This window comes from Microbispora oryzae, assembly GCF_017896165.1.
Taxonomy (GTDB): Bacteria; Actinomycetota; Actinomycetes; order Streptosporangiales; family Streptosporangiaceae; genus Microbispora; species Microbispora oryzae.
The window spans coordinates 66,721-90,281 of the sequence record NZ_JAFCNB010000006.1; the positions used below are offsets into that span (position 1 = coordinate 66,721).

General features: G+C 70.1%; 20 protein-coding genes and 2 pseudogenes. 4 read left to right on the forward strand and 18 right to left on the reverse strand.

Translation table 11 applies throughout. The annotated features are described in order from the left end of the window. Positions 1–32: 32 nt before the first annotated feature. The 7 genes from JOL79_RS13095 to JOL79_RS13125 form a co-directional block, all read right to left on the reverse strand. Positions 33–1,157, reverse strand: a complete 1,125-nt coding sequence (locus JOL79_RS13095; protein WP_210156056.1) for an ABC transporter permease — start codon at positions 1,155–1,157, stop codon at positions 33–35. Further along, on the reverse strand, positions 1,154–2,686 hold the full coding sequence (locus JOL79_RS13100; RefSeq protein ID WP_210156337.1) for an ABC transporter ATP-binding protein: 1,533 nt from the start codon (positions 2,684–2,686) through the stop codon (positions 1,154–1,156). Before JOL79_RS13100 ends, JOL79_RS13095 begins: the two co-directional genes overlap by 4 nt. A 97-nt stretch (positions 2,687–2,783) precedes the next feature. Beyond that, positions 2,784–3,857: a BMP family lipoprotein gene (locus JOL79_RS13105; protein ID WP_210156057.1), complete on the reverse strand. Its 1,074-nt coding sequence runs from the start codon at positions 3,855–3,857 to the stop codon at positions 2,784–2,786. A gap of 168 nt (positions 3,858–4,025) precedes the next feature. Beyond that, positions 4,026–5,054: a BMP family lipoprotein gene (locus JOL79_RS13110; RefSeq protein ID WP_307848510.1), complete on the reverse strand. Its 1,029-nt coding sequence runs from the start codon at positions 5,052–5,054 to the stop codon at positions 4,026–4,028. 141 nt (positions 5,055–5,195) lie between these two features. Continuing rightward, positions 5,196–6,437, reverse strand: a complete 1,242-nt coding sequence (locus tag JOL79_RS13115) for an amidohydrolase (RefSeq protein ID WP_210156058.1) — start codon at positions 6,435–6,437, stop codon at positions 5,196–5,198. Positions 6,438–6,677: 240 nt separating this feature from the next. Then, entirely contained in the window at positions 6,678–7,850 is a 1,173-nt protein-coding gene (locus JOL79_RS13120; RefSeq protein WP_210156059.1) for a glutamate--cysteine ligase, read from the reverse strand. 51 nt (positions 7,851–7,901) lie between these two features. Further along, positions 7,902–8,102 (reverse strand): SCO4848 family membrane protein, encoded by a 201-nt coding sequence (locus tag JOL79_RS13125; protein ID WP_230984726.1) that lies wholly within the window; start codon positions 8,100–8,102, stop codon positions 7,902–7,904. A gap of 98 nt (positions 8,103–8,200) precedes the next feature. On the opposite strand from JOL79_RS13125, the gene JOL79_RS13130 reads away from it, so the two are divergent. Next, a complete protein-coding gene (locus JOL79_RS13130; protein ID WP_230984727.1) occupies positions 8,201–9,529 on the forward strand; it encodes a D-alanyl-D-alanine carboxypeptidase family protein in 1,329 nt (442 codons plus the stop codon). Between the two features lie 104 nt (positions 9,530–9,633). Here JOL79_RS13130 and JOL79_RS13135 read toward each other — a convergent pair whose 3' ends face one another. From JOL79_RS13135 to JOL79_RS13145, 3 genes are all read right to left on the reverse strand, one after another. Beyond that, positions 9,634–10,581 carry a YihY/virulence factor BrkB family protein gene (locus JOL79_RS13135; RefSeq protein ID WP_210156061.1) on the reverse strand — a complete coding sequence of 316 codons (948 nt, stop codon included), beginning with the start codon at positions 10,579–10,581 and terminating at the stop codon, positions 9,634–9,636. Positions 10,582–10,626: 45 nt separating this feature from the next. Beyond that, positions 10,627–11,640, reverse strand: coding sequence for a tryptophan--tRNA ligase (gene trpS / locus JOL79_RS13140; protein ID WP_210156062.1), 1,014 nt, complete (start codon positions 11,638–11,640; stop codon positions 10,627–10,629). A gap of 86 nt (positions 11,641–11,726) precedes the next feature. Next, a complete protein-coding gene (locus JOL79_RS13145) occupies positions 11,727–13,106 on the reverse strand; it encodes a hemolysin family protein (RefSeq protein WP_210156063.1) in 1,380 nt (459 codons plus the stop codon). Between the two features lie 207 nt (positions 13,107–13,313). Here JOL79_RS13145 and galE point away from each other — a divergent pair, with 207 nt between their 5' ends. Next, positions 13,314–14,282: a UDP-glucose 4-epimerase GalE gene (gene galE / locus JOL79_RS13150; RefSeq protein WP_210156064.1), complete on the forward strand. Its 969-nt coding sequence runs from the start codon at positions 13,314–13,316 to the stop codon at positions 14,280–14,282. 67 nt (positions 14,283–14,349) lie between these two features. Next, entirely contained in the window at positions 14,350–14,640 is a 291-nt protein-coding gene (locus JOL79_RS13155) for a hypothetical protein (protein WP_210156065.1), read from the forward strand. Positions 14,641–14,647: 7 nt separating this feature from the next. Here the strand turns inward: JOL79_RS13155 and JOL79_RS13160 are convergent, their stop codons facing one another. The 8 genes and pseudogenes from JOL79_RS13160 to JOL79_RS13190 all read right to left on the reverse strand — a co-directional run bounded on the left by JOL79_RS13160 (position 14,648) and on the right by JOL79_RS13190 (position 22,687). Beyond that, the gene (locus JOL79_RS13160; RefSeq protein ID WP_210156066.1) at positions 14,648–15,478 is read right to left on the reverse strand and encodes a COG1361 family protein; all 831 of its coding nucleotides are present in this window, start codon (positions 15,476–15,478) and stop codon (positions 14,648–14,650) included. Positions 15,479–15,615: 137 nt separating this feature from the next. Next, entirely contained in the window at positions 15,616–17,562 is a 1,947-nt protein-coding gene (locus JOL79_RS13165; RefSeq protein ID WP_210156067.1) for a serine/threonine-protein kinase, read from the reverse strand. A gap of 151 nt (positions 17,563–17,713) precedes the next feature. Continuing rightward, positions 17,714–17,839: a hypothetical protein gene (locus JOL79_RS35000; protein WP_269143801.1), complete on the reverse strand. Its 126-nt coding sequence runs from the start codon at positions 17,837–17,839 to the stop codon at positions 17,714–17,716. 39 nt (positions 17,840–17,878) lie between these two features. Then, positions 17,879–18,118: pseudogene (locus JOL79_RS35755) on the reverse strand (SRPBCC family protein); the annotation flags it as partial. A 28-nt stretch (positions 18,119–18,146) separates the two neighbouring features. Further along, a pseudogene (gene rox / locus JOL79_RS13175) lies at positions 18,147–19,570 on the reverse strand (rifampin monooxygenase). Between the two features lie 329 nt (positions 19,571–19,899). Continuing rightward, entirely contained in the window at positions 19,900–21,117 is a 1,218-nt protein-coding gene (locus tag JOL79_RS13180; RefSeq protein WP_210156068.1) for an NADP-dependent isocitrate dehydrogenase, read from the reverse strand. A 94-nt stretch (positions 21,118–21,211) separates the two neighbouring features. Next, positions 21,212–21,499: a DUF3017 domain-containing protein gene (locus JOL79_RS13185; RefSeq protein ID WP_210156069.1), complete on the reverse strand. Its 288-nt coding sequence runs from the start codon at positions 21,497–21,499 to the stop codon at positions 21,212–21,214. Positions 21,500–21,565: 66 nt separating this feature from the next. After that, a complete protein-coding gene (locus JOL79_RS13190) occupies positions 21,566–22,687 on the reverse strand; it encodes a citrate/2-methylcitrate synthase (RefSeq protein WP_210156070.1) in 1,122 nt (373 codons plus the stop codon). 181 nt (positions 22,688–22,868) lie between these two features. Here JOL79_RS13190 and JOL79_RS13195 point away from each other — a divergent pair, with 181 nt between their 5' ends. Beyond that, entirely contained in the window at positions 22,869–23,549 is a 681-nt protein-coding gene (locus tag JOL79_RS13195; RefSeq protein WP_210156071.1) for an FHA domain-containing protein, read from the forward strand. Positions 23,550–23,561 lie beyond the last annotated feature (12 nt).

Genomic DNA, 23,561 nt, shown 5'->3' on the forward strand with positions numbered 1-23,561 from the left:
CTCGCCCTCGCGCCCGTACCGTACGCGTCCGCTCACGCCGCCGCTCCTTCGGGCTCGGCGGGTGCCGCCAGTTCGCGGCTGACCCTGCGCTGCTCCGCGACGATCCGGTAGCGGTGCACCAGCTCGTACGCGACGATCACGGAGAGCACGATGACCCCCTGCATGATCTGCACGATCTCCTTCGAGATGTTGAGCAGCTGGAGCGCGTCCGACGAGGTGTCGAGGAAGGCCCACAGCAGCGCGCCGACCGCCATGCCGACGGGGTTGTTCCGGCCGAGCAGCGCGATCGCGATGCCGGTGAAGCCGAGCCCGGTCGGGAAGTTGTTGCTGTACTTGAACGATGCGCCGAGAAGCTCCGGCATGCCGCTCAGCCCGGCGACGGCGCCCGAGATGACCATCGTGGCGACGACCATCCTGCGCACGTTGACCCCGCTGGCCACCGCGGCCGTCTCGGACTGGCCGGTCGCCCTGAGGTCGAAGCCGAACCGGGTGCGGTTGAGCAGCACGTAGTAGGCCGCCCCGAGGATCACCGCCAGCACGATGAAGCCGTTGACCGGCTGCGGGGCGCCCGCGACGAGCGGGATGCCCGGCACGTGGGCGTCGTCGGGGATGGGGCGGGTGGCGAGGTCGTTGCCGTTGAGGACGCCGAAGTAGTTGCTGACCAGCCATGATCCGACGCCGGTGGCGATGGCGTTCAGCATGATGGTCGAGATGACCTCGCTGACGCCGCGGGTCACCTTGAGCACGCCGGCGATCGCGGCCCAGAGCGCTCCGACCACCACGGCGCAGACGATCGTCAAGACGATGTTCAGCACCCCGGGGAGCACGGCCGCGCCGCCGAGTCCGGCGGCGACCACGGCGGCGAGCCGGTACTGGCCGTCCACGCCGATGTTGAACAGGTTCATCCGGAAGCCGACGGCCACGGCGAGGGCCGAGATGTAGTAGCCCACGGACGTGTTGAGGATGAGCGCCATCGTGGGCGGCTGCGAACCGTAGTCGGCCAGCGTGCGGAAGGCCTCGACGGGGTCGTTGCCCGCGACGAGCAGCACCGCCGAGGTGATCAGCACCGCGAACAGGATGGCGATGACGGGCGCGGCGACGGCGAGCCAGCCGCCGAGCCGCACCCGGCCGGTCAGCCGGTCGAGAAACGAACTCATGCGCCCTCCCCGGCGCCGGTCATGGCCGAGCCGAGCTGCTCGGGGGTCACGGTGGCGGGGTCGACGTCGGCGACGATCCTGCCCCGGAGGATGACTTTCAGCGAGTCGGACAGGCCGATCAGCTCGTCCAGGTCGGCGGAGATCAGCAGGACCGCCAGCCCGGCCGCGCGGGCCCGGCGCAGATGGTCCCAGATGGCCGCCTGGGCGCCCACGTCGACGCCGCGCGTCGGATGGCTGGCGATCAGCAGCACGGGATCGCCGCTCATCTCGCGGCCGACGATCAGTTTCTGCTGGTTGCCGCCCGACAGGGCCGCCGCGTCCACGTCGATACCGGGGGTGCGCACGTCGTACTCCTCGACGATGCGCCGCGTGTCGGCCCGCGCCCCGGCGCGGTCGATCCAGATGCCTCTGGCGTTCGGCCGCCGGGTCTGGTGTCCCAAGACCCGGTTCTCCCACAGCGGGGACTCCAGCAGCAGGCCGTGCCGGTGCCGGTCCTCCGGGATGTAGCCGATGCCGCCCGCGCGGCGGCGCAGGGTCGACCAGTCCGCGATGGACGCGCCGTTCAGGGTGAGCAGGTCGGCGGTGCAGGCGCGCATGCCCATGATCGCCTCGACCAGCTCGGCCTGTCCGTTGCCCTCGACGCCCGCGATACCGAGCACCTCGCCCTTGTGGATGTCGAAGCTCGCGTCGTCGACCACCGCCCGGCCGTCGGTCAACACGGACAGGCCGCGCACCGACAGCGCCACCACGTCGGTCACGGTGGACTCCCGCGTCTCCGGGCTGGGCAGCTCGCTGCCGACCATCAGCTCGGCCAGCCCGCGCGCCGTGACGTCCTTGGGGTCGACGGTGGCCACGGTCGTGCCGCGGCGGATCACGGTGATGGCGTCGGCCACCCGGAGGACCTCGTCCAGCTTGTGGGAGATGAACAGGATCGTCAGCCCCTGGCTGACCAGGTCGCGCAGGTTGCCGAACAGCTCCTCGACCTCGTGGGGCACGAGGACCGCCGTCGGCTCGTCGAGGATGAGGATCCGGGCGCCGCGGTAGAGCACCTTGAGGATCTCCACGCGCTGCCGGTCGCCGACGCCCAGCTCCTCGACGGTGGCGTCCGGCCGGATGCCCAGGCCGTACGCGTCGGAGATCTCCTTGATCCGCTTGTGCGCGGCGGCGAAGTCGAGGGCGATCCCGCCCTTGCGCGGCTCGCTGCCGAGGACCACGTTCTCCAGGACGGTCAGGTTGTCGGCCAGCATGAAGTGCTGGTGGACCATGCCGATCCCGGCGGCGATGGCGTCGGCCGGTGTGTGGAACCCCACGGGCGACCCGTTGATGCGGATCTCGCCCTCGTCCGGGCGCTGCATGCCATAAAGGATCTTCATCAGCGTGGACTTGCCCGCGCCGTTCTCGCCGACGATGGCGTGGATCTGTCCTTTGGCGACGTGAAGATGGATGTCGCGGTTGGCGACGACTCCGGGAAATCTCTTGGTGATCCCGTCGAGTTCTACTGCGGGTTCCGTGACGGTCGCGGCGGTGATGGCGGCCTCCTCCTGGGAGTGCCTGTTACGGACAGTGGTAGTTGACAGTAGACCAAGGGGCCCGGGGCTATGCCACCGGGCCCCGCAACGGCGCAGGTCAGGAGCTCGGAACCGTGATCTTTCCGTCGATGATCTGCTGCTTGTAATCGTCGATCTTCGACTTGATGTCGTCGACCTTCCCGCCGGTCGTGGAGTAGTCCACGCCGCCCGCCTTGAGGTCGTAGACCGTCGGGCCGGCCTTGACCGTGCCGTCCACGTAGTTCTTCAGGAAGTCGAAGACCGCGACGTCCACCTTCTTGAGCATCGAGGTGATGATGACGTCCTTGACGTTGGCGTACGCCGGGAGGGCCGCCTGGTCGGAGTCGACGCCGATGGCCATCCCGCCCGCGGCCTTCGCGGCGTCGAACACGCCGCCGCCGGAGCCGCCCGCGGCCTGGTAGACGACGTCCGCGCCGGCGTCGTACATGCCCTGCGCGGCGGTCTTGCCCTTGGCCGGGTCGCCGAAGCCGCTCATGTCCGGGGGCTGGCTGAGGTACTTGGTCTGGATCTTGATGCTCGGCTTGGCGGCCTTGGCGCCGGCCTCGAAGCCCGCCTCGAACTTGTGGATCAGGGGAACGTCCACACCGCCGACGAAGCCGATGTTGTCCTTGGTGGACTTGAGCGCCGCGGCCACGCCCACGAGGAACGAGCCCTGCTCCTCGGCGAAGAGCAGGTTGGAGATGTTCGCGCCCTCCACCGGGTCGTCGACGATCGCGAACTTGGTGTTGGGGAAGTCCTTGGCGACCTTCCCAAGGGGACCGGAGTAGGCGAAGCCGATCGCGATCACGGGGTTGTAACCGCCCTGCGCCAGCAGGCGCAGCCGCTGCTCCTTCTGGGCGTCGGTCTCGCCCTGGGTCGCCTCGAGCTCCTGAGCCTTGCCGAGCTTGAGGTCCGCCACGGCCTTGTCGAGGCCCGCGCCTGCGGCGTCGTTGAAGGAGCCGTCGCCGCGGCCGCCGATGTCGTAGGCCAGGCCGACCTTCACCTGGGCGGCCCCGCCCGCACCCGCTCCCTGCGACGCCGCGCCGGTCGCCGACGCCTTGGTGTCGTCGCTACCCCCACACGCGGCGGCGGCCATGAGCAAGGCGCCCGCGGTTGTCGCGGCCGCCAGTTTGCTAACTCGATTGCGGAGCAAGGTGAGTACTCCCCTTCCGTGTGCCCGCCGTCCAACTCTCGTCGCACGCACGCAGGAACGCACGGCAACCCTGCACGGAAGATAGTTGTTTGACCTGCATAGACCAAACCCGCACACCAGTCCGCAACATGTCCGTTATGTAGCCCTCGCTTCCCCGTGACCAGGCGCTCAACCTGGGGAAACCTTGATCTTGCCGATAATGATCTCTTGCTTGAGCTGTTCGAGCTTCGGCTGGATGTCCTTGATGTGCCCGCCGGTGCTGGAGTAGTCGACACCGCCGAGCTTCAGGTCGTAGACGGACGGACCGCTCGCGACCGTGCCGTCCATGAGGGCGGCGATGTAGTCGTAGACGGCGACGTCCACCCGCTTGATCATGCTGGTGAGGATCAGGTCACGTACGGCCGGGTCCGCCGTCTTGGCCTGGTCGGAGTCCACCCCGATGGCCCATCTGCCGGCGTCCTTGGCCGCCTGGAACACCCCCGCCCCGGAGGCCCCCGCCGCCTGGTAGACCACGTCGGCCCCCCCGTCGTACATGGCCTTGGCCGCCTGCCTGGCCTTGGCCGGATTGTCGAAGCCGGTGAGATCGGGCGGCCGGGTGAGGTAGGCGACCCGGACCTTCGCCTTCGGGTTCATGTACTTCACGCCCTGCCGATACCCCGCCTCGAACTTCTTGATCAACGGTGACTGCACGCCGCCGACGAAGCCGACGTCCCCCGTCTTCGACTTCATCGCGGCCGCCGCGCCGACCAGGAACGAGCCCTGCTCCTCCGCGAACAGCAGGTTCGCCACGTTGGGCCCGCTCGCCGCTCTGTCGTCGATGATCGCGAACTTGGTGTGGGGATAACGCGGGGCCACCGTGCGGACGGCGTCCGAGTAGGCGTATCCGACGGCGATGACCGGGCTGTATCCGTTCTCCGCCAGCGTCTGGAGGCGCTGCTGCTTGCTGCTGAGCGGCTCGCCCGGCTGGGCCTCGAACTCCTTGATCTGGAGCAGCCCGAGGCTGCGCCGCACCTCGTCGAGCCCGTCCGCCGCCGCGTCGTTGAACGATTGGTCGCCCCGGCCCCCGATGTCGTACGCGAGCCCGACGCGGAGGCTCTTCGCGTAGTCGGTCTCGATCGTGGCGCCCGTGCCCGGGACCCTGCCGCAAGAGGCGGTCACCAGGGCGACACCCGCCAACACCATCGCGATCGACCGCACGAATCCTCCCTACCTTGGCCTGAGCCACCACGCTACTTACGCCAAGTAAGACCGAACTCGTGAGGAATAAAACGTTCTTCCAAGTTTGTCGGCTTTTACCCCTTTACCGGATTCCTGTCAGGAGAAGGCTGGATATCTCGATCAGTGCGTGCCGCCCCAGAGCGCTGTGAGTGCGGTGGCGGCCATGACCTTGACCCCGACCCCGATGGCCCGTTCGTCCACGTCGAACTCGGGCCGGTGGATGTCCACCTCGTCGATCGAGCCGGGGGCGCGGGTGCCCAGCCGCGCGAGCGCGCCCGGCACCGACTCGACGTACCAGGAGAAGTCCTCGCCGCCGAGGCTCTGCGGGGTGGGCACGGCGGCCGCCTCCCCGATGATCTGGGTGACCGCGTCGTGCAGCATCTGGATGCTGGTCGCCTCGTTGACGGTCGGCGGGGTGCCGCGCCGGTAGTCGAGCTCCGCGTCGACGCCGTACGCGCCCGCGACCGAGTCGAGCAGCGACTTCAGCAGGTCGGGGGCCTGGTGCCAGGCCTCCTCGTCGAGCGACCTGACCGTGCCCTGGGCCATGCCCACGTCCGGGATGGTGTTGAACGACGAGCCCGCCGAGATCTGCCCCCACACCAGGCTGAGGCTCGACCGGGGGTCGACCCGCCGCGACAGGGCGGCCGGGAGCTCGGTGATGATCTTGCTGAGCGCGTACACGAGATCGACGGTCAGGTGCGGACGGGCGGTGTGACCCCCCGGTCCGGACACCCTGATCCGGAGGCTGTCGCACGAGCCGGTGATGGGGCCGGTCCGCAACCCGACGTGACCGACGTCGATCCGCGGGTCGCAGTGCACCGCGAAGATCCGGTCAACCTCGGTGAGGCCGCCGTCCCGCATGACCTCCAGCGCGCCGCCCGCGACCTCCTCGGCCGGCTGGAAGATCAGCCGCACCCGTCCGGGCAGCGCGCCCGCGTCCGCCTGCGACGCCAGGAACAGCCCGGCGCCGAGGACGACGGCCGTGTGCACGTCGTGGCCGCAGGCGTGGCAGGCGCCCGGATTGGTCGAGCGGTACGGAACGTCCTTCTCGTCGTCCATCGGCAGCGCGTCGATGTCGGCGCGCAGCGCGACCGTCGGACCTTCGCCCCGGCCGATGTCGGCCCACATGCCCGTGCCACGGGAGAGCAGGCGTGGGGTGAGGCCCGCGTCCGTCAGCCGTTCAGCGATCTTCTCGGTGGTTCGGTGCTCGCTGAAGGCGGTCTCCGGATGCGCGTGGACATCACGCCGGAACTCGATCAGCTCATCGCCCCGCTCGCGAAGGAACTCCGCCAGCTGACCGGCCAGGTCGCCCCCTCCGGGCTGGGCCGAGTCCGGCAGTGCGAGCTTCGATGAGGTGGCCACGGGTAGTTCCCTTCTCCGGCGCCACCCCGCCCCGGGTACGCCGGATCATCAATGTTCAACTGGACGCGTCATGGCAAAGATCAAAAGGGTCGCGGGGCGTCGTCTCGCCACCACCGACCCTTCAATCACAATCCTTCCATGCCGCGACCTTCCCAGGCGGCGGATTGCCCAGTATTTACACCGGCGACCGCCTGTTGTCAGGAGCCGACCCAAATTCCCGGACAAATCATGACATCGTGATCAAGTGCCCGTATGTTTGGTCGCTCCGTTGGGGTTCGACGTGACGAACCTGTCCTCCGCGAGCTCGATCACCGTCGCGTCGACCACATCCTGGAGAGTGCCCCCACCGGCGAGGATCGCCCGCTGGCGCTCGGCCGAACTCCCCTGTTCCAGCACGTCGGTGAGCACCGCCAGCTCCTCGGCGCAGCCCAGGCGCTCGGCGACGGGTTCGAGTTCACGCTGGAGTTCATACAATACGTCGCGCATCGGCGCGGTGGAGCCGTGGTCGTCCGTGATGACGTCCGCGTCGAGCCCGTAGCGGGTCGCGCGCCACTTGTTGTCGCGCACGACCCACGCCGCCGGATGCGGCAGCTTGTAGCCGCGGTCGATCTGCTGGTCGAACTGCTGCACCAGGCACTGGGAGAGGGCGGCGACCATGCCGACCTCCCGGGGCGTGGGGATCCCGTCGAACATGCGGACCTCGATCGTGCCGAAGTCGGGGTGGGGCCGGATGTCCCACCACACCTCCTTGATGCTCTTGATCGTGCCCGCCCGGCGCAGCGTGTCCATGTACTCCTCGAACTCGGCCCAGTCGGTGAGCAGGTGCGGCGGCCCCGCCGTGGGCAGCGCCCCGAACACGATCGCCCTGCTGGACGCGAGCCCGGTGTCCTGCCCGCCCCAGTAGGGGCTGGAGGACGTCAGCGCGAGGAAGTGGGGAAGGTGGGCGGCGAGCGCGTTGACGATCGGGATCACCTTGTCGCGGTCGGTCACGCCGACGTGGACGTGCACGCCGAAGGTCTGGATCCGCCAGGCGAGCCACTGCATCTCCTCGACCAGCTCGGTGTAGCGCTGGACCGGCGCGTAGACCGCGTCCCGCCAGTCGCTGATCGGGTGGGTGCCCGTGCACGCCAGCGACATCCCGCGCGGCTCGACGGCCTCCCGCAGCCGCCCGATGCTCCGCTTCAGGTCCTGCACGGCCTCCGCGACGGTGTGGCAGACGTCGGTGACGATCTCGATCTGGGACTGCATCAGCTCGTGCATGGCCTTGGGCCGCTGGCTCTCGCTCAGGTCCGGCACCGCGGCGAGGACGTCTCTGGCGTCCTGGCGGAGAAGGCGCGTGTGCCTGTCGACAAGCTGGAGCTCCCACTCCACACCCAGGGTCGCGCCGCGCGAGGGACTGAACTCGATCGCCACCGCATGCCTCCATCACATCCGCGTGCACATCCGCGTGCAAAGACTTGGCGACTAAGCCCTACCCGCCTTCAGTCCCCGCACGCCCACCAGCGCGAGCACGACGGCCAGCACGATGTTGACGACGATCAGCACGCCGTGCACGACATAGAAGGCCGTGGGATGACCGTCGCTCAGGTTGAAGCCGAGCGAGATCCACTCAAAGATCATGAAAGCGGCGAGGGCCAGGAGAAAGGCCGATACACGTCTCGTCATGCTCACAGTATCGGCCGGGTTGGAGCACGCGTGGTCCGGCGATCTTTGGGGGAAATGTCATCACATGCGAAGAGACCCGCGGCTAGGCTGAGCGACCTATGGGGAGCACGCACGGAGTCGGCAGGCACGGAGTCGGCAAGCTCGTAGTCGCCGAGCACGGGGTGGGCAAGCACGTAGTCGCCGAGCACGGGGTGAGCGAGAACCGAGCCGGCACACACAGGACCGGCAAGCCGGGGACCGGCCGACGCGTGACCGGCCGGCGCAGGGCCCTCGGCGCCGCCGTTCTGGCGACGTCCACGATGACGTGGGGACTCATGACCACGGCGCTGGCCGGCGTCCCTCCGGCGCAGGCGTCCGGTCCGGCCCGGCTCGGCGCGCCGCCGGCCGACCGCGTCATCGGCGGTGAGCGTCTCGCCGGACGTGGCCTGATCGCCCCCCAGGGCGTGCCCGCGCCGCCCAAGACCGAGGCGTCCGCGTTCCTCATCGCGGACGCCGACACCGGGGCGGTACTCGCGGCGAAGGACCCGCACGGGCACTACATGCCGGCCAGCACGCTCAAGACGCTCACCGCCGTGACTCTGATCCCCAAACTCGACAAGGACCGCGTGATCAAGCCGAGCAAGTGGGCGTGCGACGAGGAGGGCAGCGCGGTCGGCCTGGTGCCCAAGCCGATCTACAAGGTTCACGACCTCATGCGGGCCCTGCTCATGGTCTCCGGCAACGACGCGGCCGACGCCCTCGCCGAGGCCAACGGCAGCCTGCGCGAGACGCTGGCCGACATGAACGAGCGGGCCCGCCAGCTCCAGGCGTACGACACCGTGGCGAAGTCGCCGAACGGCCTCGACCGGCCCGGCCAGCGCAGCTCCCCCTACGACCTGGCGCTGATCGCCAGGGCCGGGCTCGCGATGCCCGACTTCCGGGAGTACATCAGCACGAAGACGGCCGACTTCCCCGCGCCCAAGGGTCACTACGAGATCGCCAACCACAACAAGCTGCTCGGCCGCTACAAGGGCATGATGGGCGTCAAGAACGGCTGGACGACGAAGGCGCTCGGCAGCTTCGTCGGCGCCGCGAAGCGCGACGGCCACACGATCATCGTGGTGATCATGCATCACCCGGGCGGCTTCTGGGAGGAGGTCGCGAAGCTTCTCGACTGGGGCTTCGAGGTGCGCGGCAAGGCGGCGCCCGTGGGCGAACTGGTGGGGCCCGCGCCCTCGCCGACCCCGTCGCCGCCCGCCGGGGCCGTACGCGCGGGCGGCACTCCGGCCCCTCCGGGTGCGGCGCGGAACGCCGGAGGCGCCGGGAAGAGCGCCTGGCAGGGGGCGGCGCCGGGGGTGGCCGCGGCCGTGCTCGGCGCGGGCGTCGCGGGCGGCGTCGCCCTCCTCATGTACGGCAGGCTCCGCAGGAGACGCCGCGACGAGGAGTGACCGGCTCCCCGGGCCGCCGTCTCACGGATCTCCTGGTCACAGGCTTACACGTCACAGGCTTATGGGCCCCAGGGTCACGGGCCACAGGGTTACGGGTCACAGGGTCACGGGCCTCCGCCGGGCAGGGCGGGAGACGGCAGCGGCGTCGGCTCCGGGGGCGGGCCCATGGTCGCGGTCGCGGTCCAGGCCGCCGTGTAGAGGATCACCCGCGACGACAGGTTGATCCACACCAGCAGGCCGACCACCACGGCGAACGTGCCGTACACGGGATTGCGCAGCGTGGCGCCCAGGATCAGGGCGGCGAGCTGCTTGAGCAGGCCGAACAGGACCGCTCCGAGCAGCGCGCCGCGGAACACCACCCGGAACGGCTGACCCGGATGGGCCAGCCAGCCCAGCATCACGAGGAAGAGCGACACGTCGGCCACGAGGCTGGCCCCGATCCCGGCACACCACACCGAGAAGCCCGCCAGGCTGGAGCTGCCCAGGCCGAGCCATCCGGTCACCATGCTGGTCGCGCCGGTCGCGAATCCACCCGCGAGCACCGAGGCCAGCAGGACGACGCCCATGAGCACGAGCGCGACGAGATCGCGCAGCTTGCCCACGAAGTAGTTCGTCGGCGGCTCGCAGGTCATCCAGATCGTGCGCAGCGCGTCGCGGAGCGCGTTCATCGCGCCCAGGCCCGCGTAGAGCAGGCCGAACAGGCCGAGCACACCCGCACGGACCCGCACGTCGGCGAGCTGGTCGATTCGCAGCTTCCCGGCGAGCCCGGGGAGCTGTGCGTTGACCGCCTTGACTATCGTGCCGATGGCGTCCGGGTAGACGGTCGTGACCAGCACGAACGCCAGGGCGACCACCGGGAAGAAGGACAGGAACGCGAAGTAGGTGAACGCCCCGGCCAGCCGGTCACCCGACTGCACCTGGTAGCGCTGCACCGTGCGGACGAGGTGATCCAACCAGCGGAATCGGACCCGGTCCCGCTCAAGCCGCCTCCGCCCCCACGCCCTGACCGCGTCGACACGACGGCTGACCCGCTCGATCAGGACGATTCCCATCGCCGACCACTACCCTCGTCCAGGCCGCCCGACGCGCGGGAACGGTCAGCCGATCGGCGGCGAGGGAAGCAGTCCGATCCGGTCGCGGACCTGCGCCATCGTCTGGCGGGCCACCTCGCGGGCCCGGCCGGCGCCGGCCGCGAGCATCCGGTCGAGCTCGGCCTCGTCGGCGAGCAGCTTCTCGGTCCGCTCCCTGATCGGGGCGAACGTGTCGATCACGACCTCGGCGACCTCCTTCTTGAAGGTCCCGTATCCCTGCCCGGCGAACTTCGCCTCCAGCTCGGGGATCGGCACGCCCGACAGGGCGGAGTGGATCCGCAGCAGGTTGGTGACGCCCGGCTTGTTCTCCTCGTCGGCCACCACCTCGGAGCCGGTGTCCGTGACCGCGCGCATGATCTTCTTGCGCAGCGCGCCCGGCTCCTCCAGCACGTCGATGATGCCCTGCGGGCTCGACGACGACTTGGACATCTTGGCCGTCGGGTCCTGGAGGTCGGTGATCTTCTCGACCTCCTTCAGGATGTACGGGTTCGGCACCGTGAAGGTCTGCCCGTAGCGGGTGTTGAACCGCTGGGCCAGGTCGCGGCTGAGCTCCAGGTGCTGCTTCTGGTCGACGCCCACCGGCACCTGGTCGGCCTGGTAGATCAGGATGTCGGCCGCCTGGAGGATCGGGTAGGTGAACAGGCCGACGCTGGCCGACCCCTCGCCGTACCGGGCGGACTTGTCCTTGAACTGGGTCATCCGGCCGGCCTCGCCCATGCCGGTCTGGCAGATCAGATACCAGGCGAGCTCACTGTGCTCCCGCACGTGGCTCTGCACGAAGACGGACGAACGCTCCGGGTCGAGCCCCGCGCCGAAGAGCTGGGCGGCGGCGACCCTGGTGCGCCGGCGCAGCTCCTCCGGCTTCGGGGCGACCGTCAGCGCGTGCAGGTCGGCGATGAAGTAGAACGCCTCGTGCGTCTCCTGCAGGGCGACGTACTGACGCACCGCGCCGAGGTAGTTGCCCAGATGGAAGGAGTCGGCGGTGGGCTGGATGCCGGACAGAACACGAGGACGCGCCATGACACGTAATTCTGTCAGGAGTTCTCCCCTGCCCGTGACAGGCGCCGCCCCGCGCGTCGGCGGGCGCGTCCGCCACGGCACCGCGGTCAGCGATCGGGAGCGCCGTCCGCTCTGCCGCCCGAAGCGCCGTCCACCGTGCCGTCAGCTGGGCCGTCAGGCGGGGTTTCCCCCGGGCCGGCCGGTCCGCGGGCCGTGGAGGTGACGCGGACCCGGGCCACCCGGCGGCCGTCCATCTCGGTCACGGTCAGCTTGACGCCGGGCCCGTCCGCCGCCTCTCCGCAGTCGGGCAGATGGCCGAGGCTCGCCATGATGTAGCCACCCAGGGTCTCGTACGGGCCGTCGGGCAGGCGGACCCCCGTCTGCGAGGCGAACTCGTCGAGGTTGACCAGCCCCTCGATCTCCATGTCTCCCGCGATCAGGCGGACGGCCTCGCCGTCGTCGTCGTATTCGTCCCTGATGTCGCCGACCAGCTCCTCGACCAGGTCTTCCAGAGTGACGATGCCCGAGGTGCCGCCGTACTCGTCGACGACGATCGCGAGGTGGTGGCCCTCGTCGCGCATCTCGGCCAGCGTCGCCAGCACCCGCTTGCTCACGGGAACCAGCTTCACCGGGCGGATGGGCACGAGTTCGCTGATCGGCTCGATCCGTCCGGTAAGCACCGGATCGAGCAGGTCGCGCACGTGGACGAAGCCGATGATGTCGTCGTAGGAGTCACGGTAGACGGGGAACCGCGAGTGCGGCATCGCCGCCGCCAGCACCGCGGCCTCCGCCAGCGGCGTGTCCGCGGACATGAACTCGACCTCGGTGCGCGGCAGCAGCACCTCCCTGAGCTGGCGCTTTCCCGCGGCGAACACCTCAGCGATCACATCGCGCTCGTCCTGGGTGAGCTCCTTGTGGCCGACGACCATGTCGCGGAGCTCCTCGGTCGTCATGGCCGCCCGGTCCGCCGAGGGGTTGCCGCCCAGCAGCCGGACGATGCCGTTCGTCGACATCGACAGCACCCAGATGACCGGCCGCGACAGCGTCGCGATGCGGTCGAGCAGCGGCGCCACCATCAGCGACAGGCTCTCCGCCCGCTGCCGCCCGAGCCGTTTGGGGGCCAGCTCCCCCAGCACCAGACTCACGTACGAGATGGCCAGGGTGACGGTCACGAACGCCACCGGACCGGCGACGCTCTCGTCGAACCCCCACTGCCGCAGGACGGGCGAGAGCCGTCCCGCGAGCCGGTCGGCGCCCAGCGCGGCCGACAGGACCGTGGCCACGGTCACCCCGACCTGGATGGCGGACAGGAACCGGTTGGGGTCGCGGGCGAGCTTCTGCACCCGCGCCCCGCGACGGCCCTCCCCGCTGAGGCGGCGGATCTGGCTCTCCCGGAGAGACACCATGGCCATCTCCGCGGCCGCGAAGAACCCGCCGATCACAATGAATATCAGGACCAGGCCGATGGTCACCGCGACGTTGCCCACGTCTTGATTCCGTTCAGGGATGTGCTGCGTGTTGGTGCCGAGTGTTCATGCCGTGCGTTCGTGCCGCGTGTCGCACCCTCCGGCCGGTGCCCCAGCCGTCCGGCCGTCCGAGTGCGGTACTGCTGGCATTTAACCCGTTCCTCAGGGGAACCGCGTAAGCTGGGCCCAACACATACAGGTTCAAACAATTTCGCACAGGAGTAAACAGTGAGGCTGCTGGTTACTGGTGGAGCCGGGTACATCGGCAGCGTCGTCGCGGCCCAGCTCGTCGAGGAGGGGCACGAGGTCACCGTGCTCGACGACCTGTCGACAGGGCACGCGGACGCCGTGCCGGAGGGCGCCGCCTTCGTGCGGGGGTCCATCACCGACGCCCGCGGCGTCCTCGACCGGGGGTTCGACGCGGTGCTGCACTTCGCCGCCAAGTCGCTCGTCGGCGAGTCCGTCGAGAAGCCCGGTCTGTACTGGTCCCACAACCTCGGCGGCACCCTCGCCCTGCTCGACTCGATGCGGCAGGCGGGCGTGAACCGCATCGTCTTCTCCTCCACCGCCGCCACGTACGGCGAGCCCGAGCACACTCCCATCCAGGAGACCGATCCCACCCGGCCCGGCAACCCGTACGGCTCTTCGAAGCTGGCCGTCGACACCGCTCTCGCCGCGTTCGCCGGCCTCTACGGCCTGGCGCCCGTCAGCCTCCGTTACTTCAACGTCGCCGGAGCGTACGGCCCGTTCCGGGAACGGCACGGGGTGGAGACCCACCTGATCCCCAACGTGCTCAAGGTCGCGCTCGGCGAGCGCCCGTCGGTGAGCGTCTTCGGCGACGATTACCCGACGCCCGACGGTACCTGCGTCCGGGACTACATCCACGTCGCCGATCTGGCCAGGGCCCACCTGCTCGCCCTCGGCGCCTGCTCCCCCGGTGAGCACCGGATCTACAACCTGGGCAGCGGCAGCGGCTTCTCCGTGAAGGAGGTGATCGACGTCTGCCGTCAGGTCACCGGGCACCCCATCCCCACGGTCGCCGGCCCGCGCAGGCCCGGCGACCCCGCCGTCCTGGTGGCGTCGTCCGAGAAGATCATGCGGGAGCTCGGCTGGAAGCCGCAGCGCACCTCCCTCGAAACGATCGTCGCGGACGCCTGGGCGGGCTGCGGAAAGCCAGAAACCGGGCGCGGATTGTGATGAGATCGTCTCTTACCGTACGGCCCCGACGAGAAGGGCCGGTGTGCGCCGGTCCATGAGGTGAGTCATGAGAGCGCTTCCCCCGTTGATCGCCCGGGCGGCCCTGTCCGCCGTCGTCCTGCTCGGAAGCGCTCTTGCCGCCGCGGCCGTGCTGTTCGTGACCGGGCCCGTCACTGGGGCCGCGTCCGCGGTCCCGCACCACCTGTCCGCCACGGTGGACTCCGCCAGCGTCGATTCCGGCACGGCCGATTCCGGCACGGTCGATTCCAGCACCGCCGGTTCCGGCACCGCCGACTCAACCGCCGTCGGGTCGACCAGGGAGACTCCGTGCGAACCGGCCGGCCGCCCGGTCCGGTGATGCGCGGTCAGCCGCGACGCAGGGCGACGCGCATGCGGGCCCGGTTGTTCTCCGGGCGCCGGTCGCCGAAGCGGCGGGAGTAGACCGTCGCCATCGTCGCCACGGCGTGGCATGCGCGCGAGGGCACGCGGAAGACGAGCTTGAGCAGTCCGCTCGACCCGGAGCGGATCGGGGGCATGGCACAGCCGACGAAGTCCCGGCCGCCGCGGCAGCGCCCGCCCGCGGCCGACACGAGCCGCGCCTGACGGGGCTGGAAGAAGACGTACGCGTCCCGGACGACACGCGGGCCCCGGTTGCGCACCTCGGCCCGCACGGAGAACCAGTGCCCCGGCCGGGTGTACGGGGTCGAGGAACGGAACCGGACCGCCAGGTCGGCCCCGCCGTCGACCCGGGTCACGACGTCGGCCGTGTTGTCGCCCTCGTGGCCGTCCACGACCTCGGAGGACAGGCTCGCCCGGGCCTGGAGCGGACCGTGCGCCCCCGGGCGGACGACCCCGGTGATCGTCATGCCGCCGGAGCCGCCCGACACGACGTCCCTGGCGGACCGGCAGACGACCTGCGACCAGCCGCGCTCCGGCCGGCACTCGGCGACGTCCACGTTCACGACCTGGAAGTCCTGCGGCAGCTCCACGCGCAGCACTGGAAGGACGGCGTCTCCCGGACCCTTGTTGTGCACGGTGACCCGGTACGTCAGCGGCTGGCCCGGCTGCGCGACCCGCGGCGACGCGGAGATGCCGACCGAGAGGTCCGCCGTTCCCCACTGATCGGCCGCGACCGCCGGTTGCGGCACTCCGGCGACGAATACGCAGACCAAACCCGTGACGACCCTGTGACCCATGCCGCTCCCCCGAACGCTCGCGATCAATTCAACCGTGCCCGGCGGGCCGGGGATCCGGCGACACGCCGCGTGGGAACGGGCATCTCGCGAGCTGAGGCGGCCCGCGGCGCCGGACGGCGGAGGTGGGGAACGCCCCCTCAGCGGCAGGGCAGCGCGGCGGGCCGGTCACGTTCGGGAGTGAAATCGACATGCCCGAAATGCCGGGCTGACAACCTGTCGATGGTGCCGTCCTGGTACATCTGGGAGATCGCCCGGTCGACGGCCTCGCAGGTCTTCACGTCGCCGCCCGGCAGCCCGATGGCGTAGCGCTGGTCGGCGAGCTTCAGGCCGAGCACCGACATCCGCAGCGCCTCCCGGTCGGCGAAGCCCGCGAGGATCAGGTCGTCGCCGGGTACGGCGTCGACCTCGCCACGGATCAGCTTGGCCATGCAGACGGAGTAGTCGGGCACGGCGACGGGCCGGGCCTTCACCTTGTCCTGCAGCAGCCGGGCCGACCGGTTGCCCGGCGGCGCGCACAACCGCCTCCCGGCGAGATCGCCGAGAGAGTGGATCGCCCCGTTGGCGAGCGTGAGCACGTCGGTGTGCGCCCGATAGTACGGCCCGGCGAAGGTGACGCGGTCGGCCTTGTTGTCGTCGTAGGAGTAGGTTCCGACGACCATGTCGACGTCGCCCCCGGCCAGGGACCTCACCCGGTCGCCGATGCCGATCGGCCGGAAGGCGACGCCGCTCTGCGGGACGCCGAGCTTCGCCGCCACATACTTGGCGACGTCGATGTCGAAGCCGGTGAATCCACCCTGGGACGCCAGCGCGACGCCCGGCAGGTCGCCCCTGACGCCGATGGTCAGACGGTGGGTCCGGGCGGCCTTCTCCGCCACCGTGGAGAACGACGCGCCCGCCGCCGCGGCCACGCCGCCGGAGCCGCCGGCCCCACCGGTCTGGAGCACGCCCGCCCGCGTCTCGGGCACGAGGTTCACCAGCGCCGCGAGGCCGGCCGCGGCCGCCGCCACGGCCGCGACCGTGACCGTCACCCTGGCCTTCGTCAGGGCGAACCAGCGGCGACGACGCCCACGGGGACGGCGGAGCCGTACGGCTCCGGTCGGCCCGGCGTCCGGCCGCTCCGCCGCGCCGGTGCTCTGGTCACCCGAAGGCTCCCCTGGGGGCTTCCCGGCAGGTCTCTCAGAAGGCTCAGACGGCTCCGGGGAGGCCTCCGGCTCGGGTCCGGCCGCGCGTGCCGCTCCCCGCGTGAGCGCGGTCGTCTCGGCGTCGCCCCCCTCCGCCCCGCCGCCGAGCAGGCGCAGCAGAATCCGCTCGGCGACCGGCCGGGCGGCCGGGTCCTTGCTCAGGCAGTCGCGCACCACTCCGCGCAGCGGCTCCGGCAGCACGCTCACGTCGATCTCGTGGTTGAGGATGCGGTTCAGCACGAAGGCGATCGAGTCGCCGCCGAACACGGCCGTGCCGGTCGCCGCGAACGCGATGGTCGAGGCCCAGGAGAACACGTCGGCGGGCGGCCCGGCGTCCCCGCCCGAGATCTGCTCGGGCGCCATGTAGGCGGGGGTGCCGATGGCCCGGCTGGTGATCGTCGCGGTGGAGTCGAGGATGCGGGCGATGCCGAAGTCGACCACGCGGGGTCCGTCGGGGGCGATCAGCACGTTGTCGGGCTTGAAGTCGCGGTGCACGATCCCGGCCCGGTGGATCGCCGTGAGCGCGGTGGCCGTGCCGACCGCCAGGCGCTCCAGAGCGGAACCCGTCAGCGGCCCCGACGCGTCGACCGTCTCGCGCAGTGAGGGGCCCTCGATGTACTCACTCGCGATGTACGGCGTGTCGCCCTGCAGGTCGGCCGCCAGGACACGCGCGGTGCAGAATCCGGCGACCCGCTGGGCCGCCCGCAACTCCCGGGCGAAGCGCGACCTGGCGATCGCGTCGCCGCCGAACTTCACGTGCAGCAGCTTGACCGCGGCCTGCTCCCCCTCCTCGCCGAGCCCGAGGTAGACCACGCCCTGCCCGCCCTCGCCGATCCGCCCGGACAGCACGAAGGGCCCGAGCCGGGGTGGGTCCCCCGGCCGGAGCGGCGAGATCTGCGGCATCCAGCGTCCCCACGTTCGGCAAAGTACGTGCCAGCAGAACTTTACGTCTCCTCGCGGGGGCGTCGGTCGGCCATGACAGCGGCGGAGGGGGCCGCCCGGCGGCGACCCCCATGTTTGTCACGTGTCGACGACGAAGTTCGACCGGCGCCTATCAGGCCCAGGGGGGCGTCAGCGGCCCTTCGCCGGTGGTGACCAGCCGGTGGCGGCTGCCGTTGATGAAGAAGTTCCAGCCGTCGGCGCAGTTGTCGAAGCACTCGAAGCCGGGGACGAGCCCCACGTGGGTGAAGCGGACCTCGGTCCGGTCACCCGTCCGGGCGACCGTCGTGCCGGCCCCGTCGGGGACGAGAGTGAACTCGACGTAGGTGCGACGCGGATCTTCCTCGGGCAGGCCGTTGATGCCCCACGTGTAGCCGAAGACCGTTTTCGGTTCGACCCGCTCGACGCGCAGGTGCGCCTGGTCGCCCGTGTCCCAGGTCAGCGTGGCGGTGCCACCGACCCGGAGGTCGATCTCGGCCTTGTCGCCGAACCAGCCGCCGAGCCCCTCGGCGGTCGTGATGGGGGGGGTGAGCGCCGTTCAGGCGAAATCAGCCGGCGGGCCTGCCGAACCAGCGGGAGAGGTGGTCGTCCAGGTCCCGCTGATCGTCGCCGATCCAGGCGACGTGGCCGTCGGGGCGTAGCAGGACGCACGGAACATCCAGTGCCGCGGTGGGATCCGCGAGGTGGTCGACCCGGTCCGACCAGCCGCCGACGGTCAGGCGTTCGGTGCGGTCCAGCAGCAGGCCGCGGCCGCGATGCAGCAGACCGTAGAGGTGACCCTGCTTCAGGTCGATGTCGCGCAGGCGGCGGCCGAGCAGGTCGGGGCCTTCGCCGAAGTCGTAGCGGATGCCGATCGCGGCGATCTTTTCGATCAGATGGCGGTTCACCTCGTCGAAGTCCATCAGTTCGGTGAGGAGCCTGCGCACGGCGCGCGGGCCCGGTTCGGCGGACAGCAGTTCCGTCTGTGCGCGGGTGTTGTCCAGCACGTCCTCGGCGACCGGATGCCGTTCGGCCTGGTAGGTGTCGAGCAGTGTTTCCGGCGCCCAGCCGCGGATCTGCGCGGCCAGCTTCCAGCCGAGATTGAACGCGTCCTGAACGCCCAGGTTGAGGCCCTGTCCGCCGATGGGCGGATGGATGTGTGCCGCGTCGCCGGCCAGCAGCACCCGCCCGGCCCGATAGCGTTCGGCCAGCCGGGTGGCATCCCCGAAGCGGGACATCCAGCGCGGGGAGTGCACGCCGAAATCGGTTCCGGCGATGGCGCGCAGCTGCTGTCTGAAATCGTCGAGGGTGGGCGGTTCCGCGCGGTCGCCGACTCCCGCGGCGGGGACGACGACGCTGTAGACCCCTTCGCCGAAGGGCCGGAGCCAGAATCGCTGATGGGGCTCGCGGAGTTCGGCCACCTTGGCGGCGATCTCCTCCTGCGGCACGCCCACCCCCATCTCGCCCATCAGCGTCTCGTTCCGTGAGGGCTCGCCGGGGAAGCCGACTCCGAGCAGCTTGCGCACCGTGCTGCGCGCGCCGTCACAGCCGATGAGATAGCCCGCACGCAGCCGTTCCCCGTCGGCCAGCTCGACGGTCACGCCCTCGTCGTCCTGCTCGAAACCGGCGACCGCGCGACCTCGCCGGACCTGCGCACCCAGTTCGATCGCATGTTCTTCCAGCAGGCGTTCGATGACCGGCTGCGGGATGCCCAGCAGATAGGCGTACGCGGAATCCAGGCCCTCGGGCGCGGGTTTCGGGATGGCGGCGAAGAAACCGCCGGCCGGACGTCGTCTTCCATGCGGGAGAACGCGATCCAGCAGTCCGCGCATCGCCATCAGCTCGAGACTGCGCATATGCAGACCGACTACGCGAACGAACGACTTGGGCTCGGTCCCTTCTCCAGAACGAGTACCCGCACATCGTGCAGCCCCAGCTCGGCGGCCAGCATCGCACCGGTCGGCCCGCACCCGACGATGATCACGTCGAACATGAGGGGCGTGCGACCGGTGGTGGACTGCGGAGATTCCATAGGTGTTGCCTTTCGGGAGTGCCTTGGTGGCGAGGCGCTCCCGGCGACACCTATGTCAATCGCCCGACCGTGACCGGAAGGGGGAGCACCCACATCGCTACAGCGTTCATGGGTCTCACCTCCTCGGGCGGTCTCACGGTCAACGGCAAGCTACAAGCCCGGACGTCATCCCGTCCAATCCTTTTCCAGCCACGTGATCACGACGGCCCAAACAGACCGCCCACAGACCGCCCACAGACGCGAAACGGCCCCTACCTGACGGCAGAACCGCAGGTAGGGGCCGATTCCAACTAGGCGGACATCTTCTTCTTCAGGTTCTCGTCGAGCGCGGCGAGGAAGTCCTGCGTGGTCAGCCACTCGGCGTCGCCGCCCACGAGGAGCGCCAGGTCCTTGGTCATCTGGCCGCCCTCGACGGTCTCGACGCAGACCTGCTCCAGCTTCTCCGCGAAGTCGATGACCTCGGGCTGGTTGTCGAGCTTGCCGCGGTGCTGCAGGCCCCGGGTCCACGCGAAGATCGACGCGATCGGGTTGGTGGAGGTCGGCTTGCCCTGCTGGTGCTGCCGGTAGTGACGGGTCACCGTGCCGTGGGCGGCCTCGGCCTCGACCGTGCGGCCGTCCGGGGTCATCAGCACGCTGGTCATCAGGCCCAGCGAGCCGAAGCCCTGCGCGACGGTGTCGGACTGGACGTCGCCGTCGTAGTTCTTGGCCGCCCAGACGTAGCCACCCTCCCACTTGAGGGCGGCGGCCACCATGTCGTCGATCAGGCGGTGCTCGTAGGTGAGCCCGGCGGCCTCGAAGTCGGTCTTGAACTCGGTCTCGTACACCTCGGCGAAGATGTCCTTGAACCGGCCGTCGTACGCCTTGAGGATCGTGTTCTTGGTGGACAGGTAGACGGGGAAGCCGCGGCTGAGGCCGTACCGCATGGAGGCGCGGGCGAAGTCGCGGATCGACTCGTCGAGGTTGTACATCGCGAGCGCGACGCCGGAGCCGGGGAAGTCGAAGACGTTGAGCTCGATGGGGTCGCTGCCGTCCTTCGGGGTGAAGGTCATGGTCAGCGTGCCCTCGCCGGGGATCTTGAGGTCGGTGGCGCGGTACTGGTCGCCGAACGCGTGACGGCCGACCACGATCGGCTTGGTCCACCCGGGCACGAGCCGCGGCACGTTGGACATGATGATCGGCTCACGGAAGATCACACCGCCGAGGATGTTGCGGATCGTCCCGTTCGGCGACTTCCACATCTTCTTGAGGCCGAACTCCTCGACCCGCGCCTCGTCCGGCGTGATCGTCGCGCACTTCACACCCACGCCGTACTGCTTGATGGCGTTGGCCGCGTCGATCGTCACCTGGTCGTCGGTGGCGTCACGGTGCTCGATGCCGAGGTCGTAGTACTTCAGGTCGACGTCGAGGTAGGGCAGGATCAGCTGGTCCTTGATGAACTGCCAGATGATCCGGGTCATCTCGTCGCCGTCGAGCTCGACGACCGGGCCGGCTACCTTGATCTTGGGCATGCGTGGGGTTCCCCTTCTGAACTAACTGGCCGGACAGTCCCTTTTGAGGCTCACTGGCCGTCGAGGCTATCGGACGGGCCGAACGCGCCCGTGACTAGGTGTTGTGCAGGTGGACGAGCAGCAGCAGCGACCCCACCACGAGGGCGCCACCCAGGCCCGCCATCACCAGGGTGTCGACCTTGCGGGTACGGACGGTGAGCAGCCCGGCCCGGGAGTCCGAAACGTTCAGCCGGATCAGCGCGCCGACGACCAGGGCCGACCCGATGATCGCCCCGCCCGCGGCCAGCCGCACGCCGAGCGCGATCGCGCCCAGTCCCGTCGCCGCGCCCGCCAGCACCAGCAGGTACGGCCCCCAGGCCAATCTTCCGCCGCTCGCCTTCACGTCCTCGCCCCGGCCCGCCGATGGGGCCCGGCGGGTTCGCCGGGCCGTTGGTGTCATCCCCAGCCGTCACCGCTCGTCGATGGGCACCCATTTCTGGTCGTGCTCGCCGACATACTCGCTGTCCGGCCGGATCAGCCGGTTGTCGGCGTGCTGCTCGATCACATGGGCGGTCCACCCCGCCATCCGGCTGACGGAGAACACCGGAGTGAAAAGGTCGGTGGGGATGCCTAGGTAGTGGTACACCGTCGCGGCGTAGAAGTCCACGTTCGGATAGAGGCCCTTCTCCGCGAGGACGACCTCCTCCATCTCCCGGGACATCCGGAAGTAGGTGTCGTCGCCCGACGCCTCGCCGAGCTCACGCGACATCCGGCGCAGGTGCGTCGCTCGCGGGTCCTCCGTCTTGTAGACGCGGTGCCCGAAACCCATGATCTTCTGCCCGGCCGCCAGCTTCTCCCGTACGGCCCGTGCCACGCCGTTCGGGTCGATCGCCTCAAGCGTGCGCATGACCTGCTCGTTCGCCCCGCCGTGCAGGGGACCCTTCAGCGTGCCGATGGCGGCGACGATCGCCGAGTGCATGTCGGAGAGCGTGGCGGCGCAGACCCTGGCGGCGAACGTCGAGGCGTTCATGGTGTGGTCGGCGTGCAGCACCAGGCAGGTGTCGAAGATCTCGATCTCCCGCTGCTCCGGCGTCCGCCCGGTGATCTGCATGAGGAAGTTGGCCGCGACGCTGAGCTCGGGATCGGGCTCCGGGACGGACGCCCCGGTCCTGGCCGCGTGGTAGCGGGCGACGAGGAGCGGCTGCCGCGCGGTCAGCCGGGCCGCCTTGCGGCGGCTCGCGTCCGGAGCGTTCGAGTCCTTGTCGGGATCGTCGGCGCTGGAGAGGGAGACCAGCGTGCGCAGGGCCTCCATCGGCTCCTGGCTGCCGGCGATCTCCGCGATGTTGGCCTCCACGAGCGGGCCCAGGCGGCGCCCCGCGGCCAGCTCGGCGCCGTACGCCGCGAGCTGCCGCCGGTCGGGCAGCACGCCGTGCTGCAGCAGGTGGGCGGTCTCCTCGAAGGTGGCACGCCCGGCCAGGTCGTGGATGTCGTACCCGCGGTAGAAGAGCCGGCCGGCGACGCCGTCGATGTCACTCAGCGCGGTGGATGCGGCGACGACATCCGCCAGGCCTTTGGTGGGCTTGTCCGCCATAAGTGTTTCCTCCGCGTATCTTCCCCCGAAGTCTACCCGTGAGCTGGTAAAGCCCCCCGTGTACGCCCACGCCAAATTCAACGAGGATTCTGCTTATGGCAAAGGCGATTCCCCATCGCCACGTCTGGGTAAGCCGACGCTGTAGCGAAAGTAACGGCGGGCTACCTGGGGAGGAACTGCCGTGGACGGGCCGTTCATTCGGATCGAGGACAGCGGTGAGATCGTGCCGCTGCGCCCCGATGTCACCACGATCGGTCGCGGCAGGGGCGTGGACGTCCGGCTGACGGATCCGAGCGTGTCACGGCTGCACGCCGAGTTCGTCCGGCGCGGGCCCTACCTGTACGTCGTGGATCTCGGCCTGTCCCGCAACGGCACCAGGGTGAACGGCAGGCCGATCGCCAGGCGGGTGCTCGACGACGGCGACGTCGTCTCCTTCGGCGCCGCCCGGGCCCGGGTCGGCGGCATCCCCCGCGAGGACCTCGCGCCCGAGGTCGAGCTGCGCCGGGCCGCCGCGCCCGAGCTGACGCGCCGCGAGGTTGACGTGCTGACCTCGCTGTGCCGCCCGGCCCTGTCCGACGAGGCGTTCGTGGCGCCGGCGACGGCTCGGGAGATCGCCGACGACCTCGTGGTGACGGAGGCCGCGGTCAAGCAGCATCTGCTGCGGCTCTACCAGAAGTTCCGCATCCCTGAGGGAACCAACCGGCGCACCCGGCTCGCCAACGAGGTGGTGGCCCTGGGGCTGGTCCGGCCCACCCCGGTCGTCCCCCCGCAGCGCGCGACCGGGCCGGCGGAGCCCGACCAGCCGTCCCAGCCGCAGCCCCAGCCCCAGTCGCGCACCTCAGCCGGCCGGCGCGCGTCCTGATCCCCGTCAGGG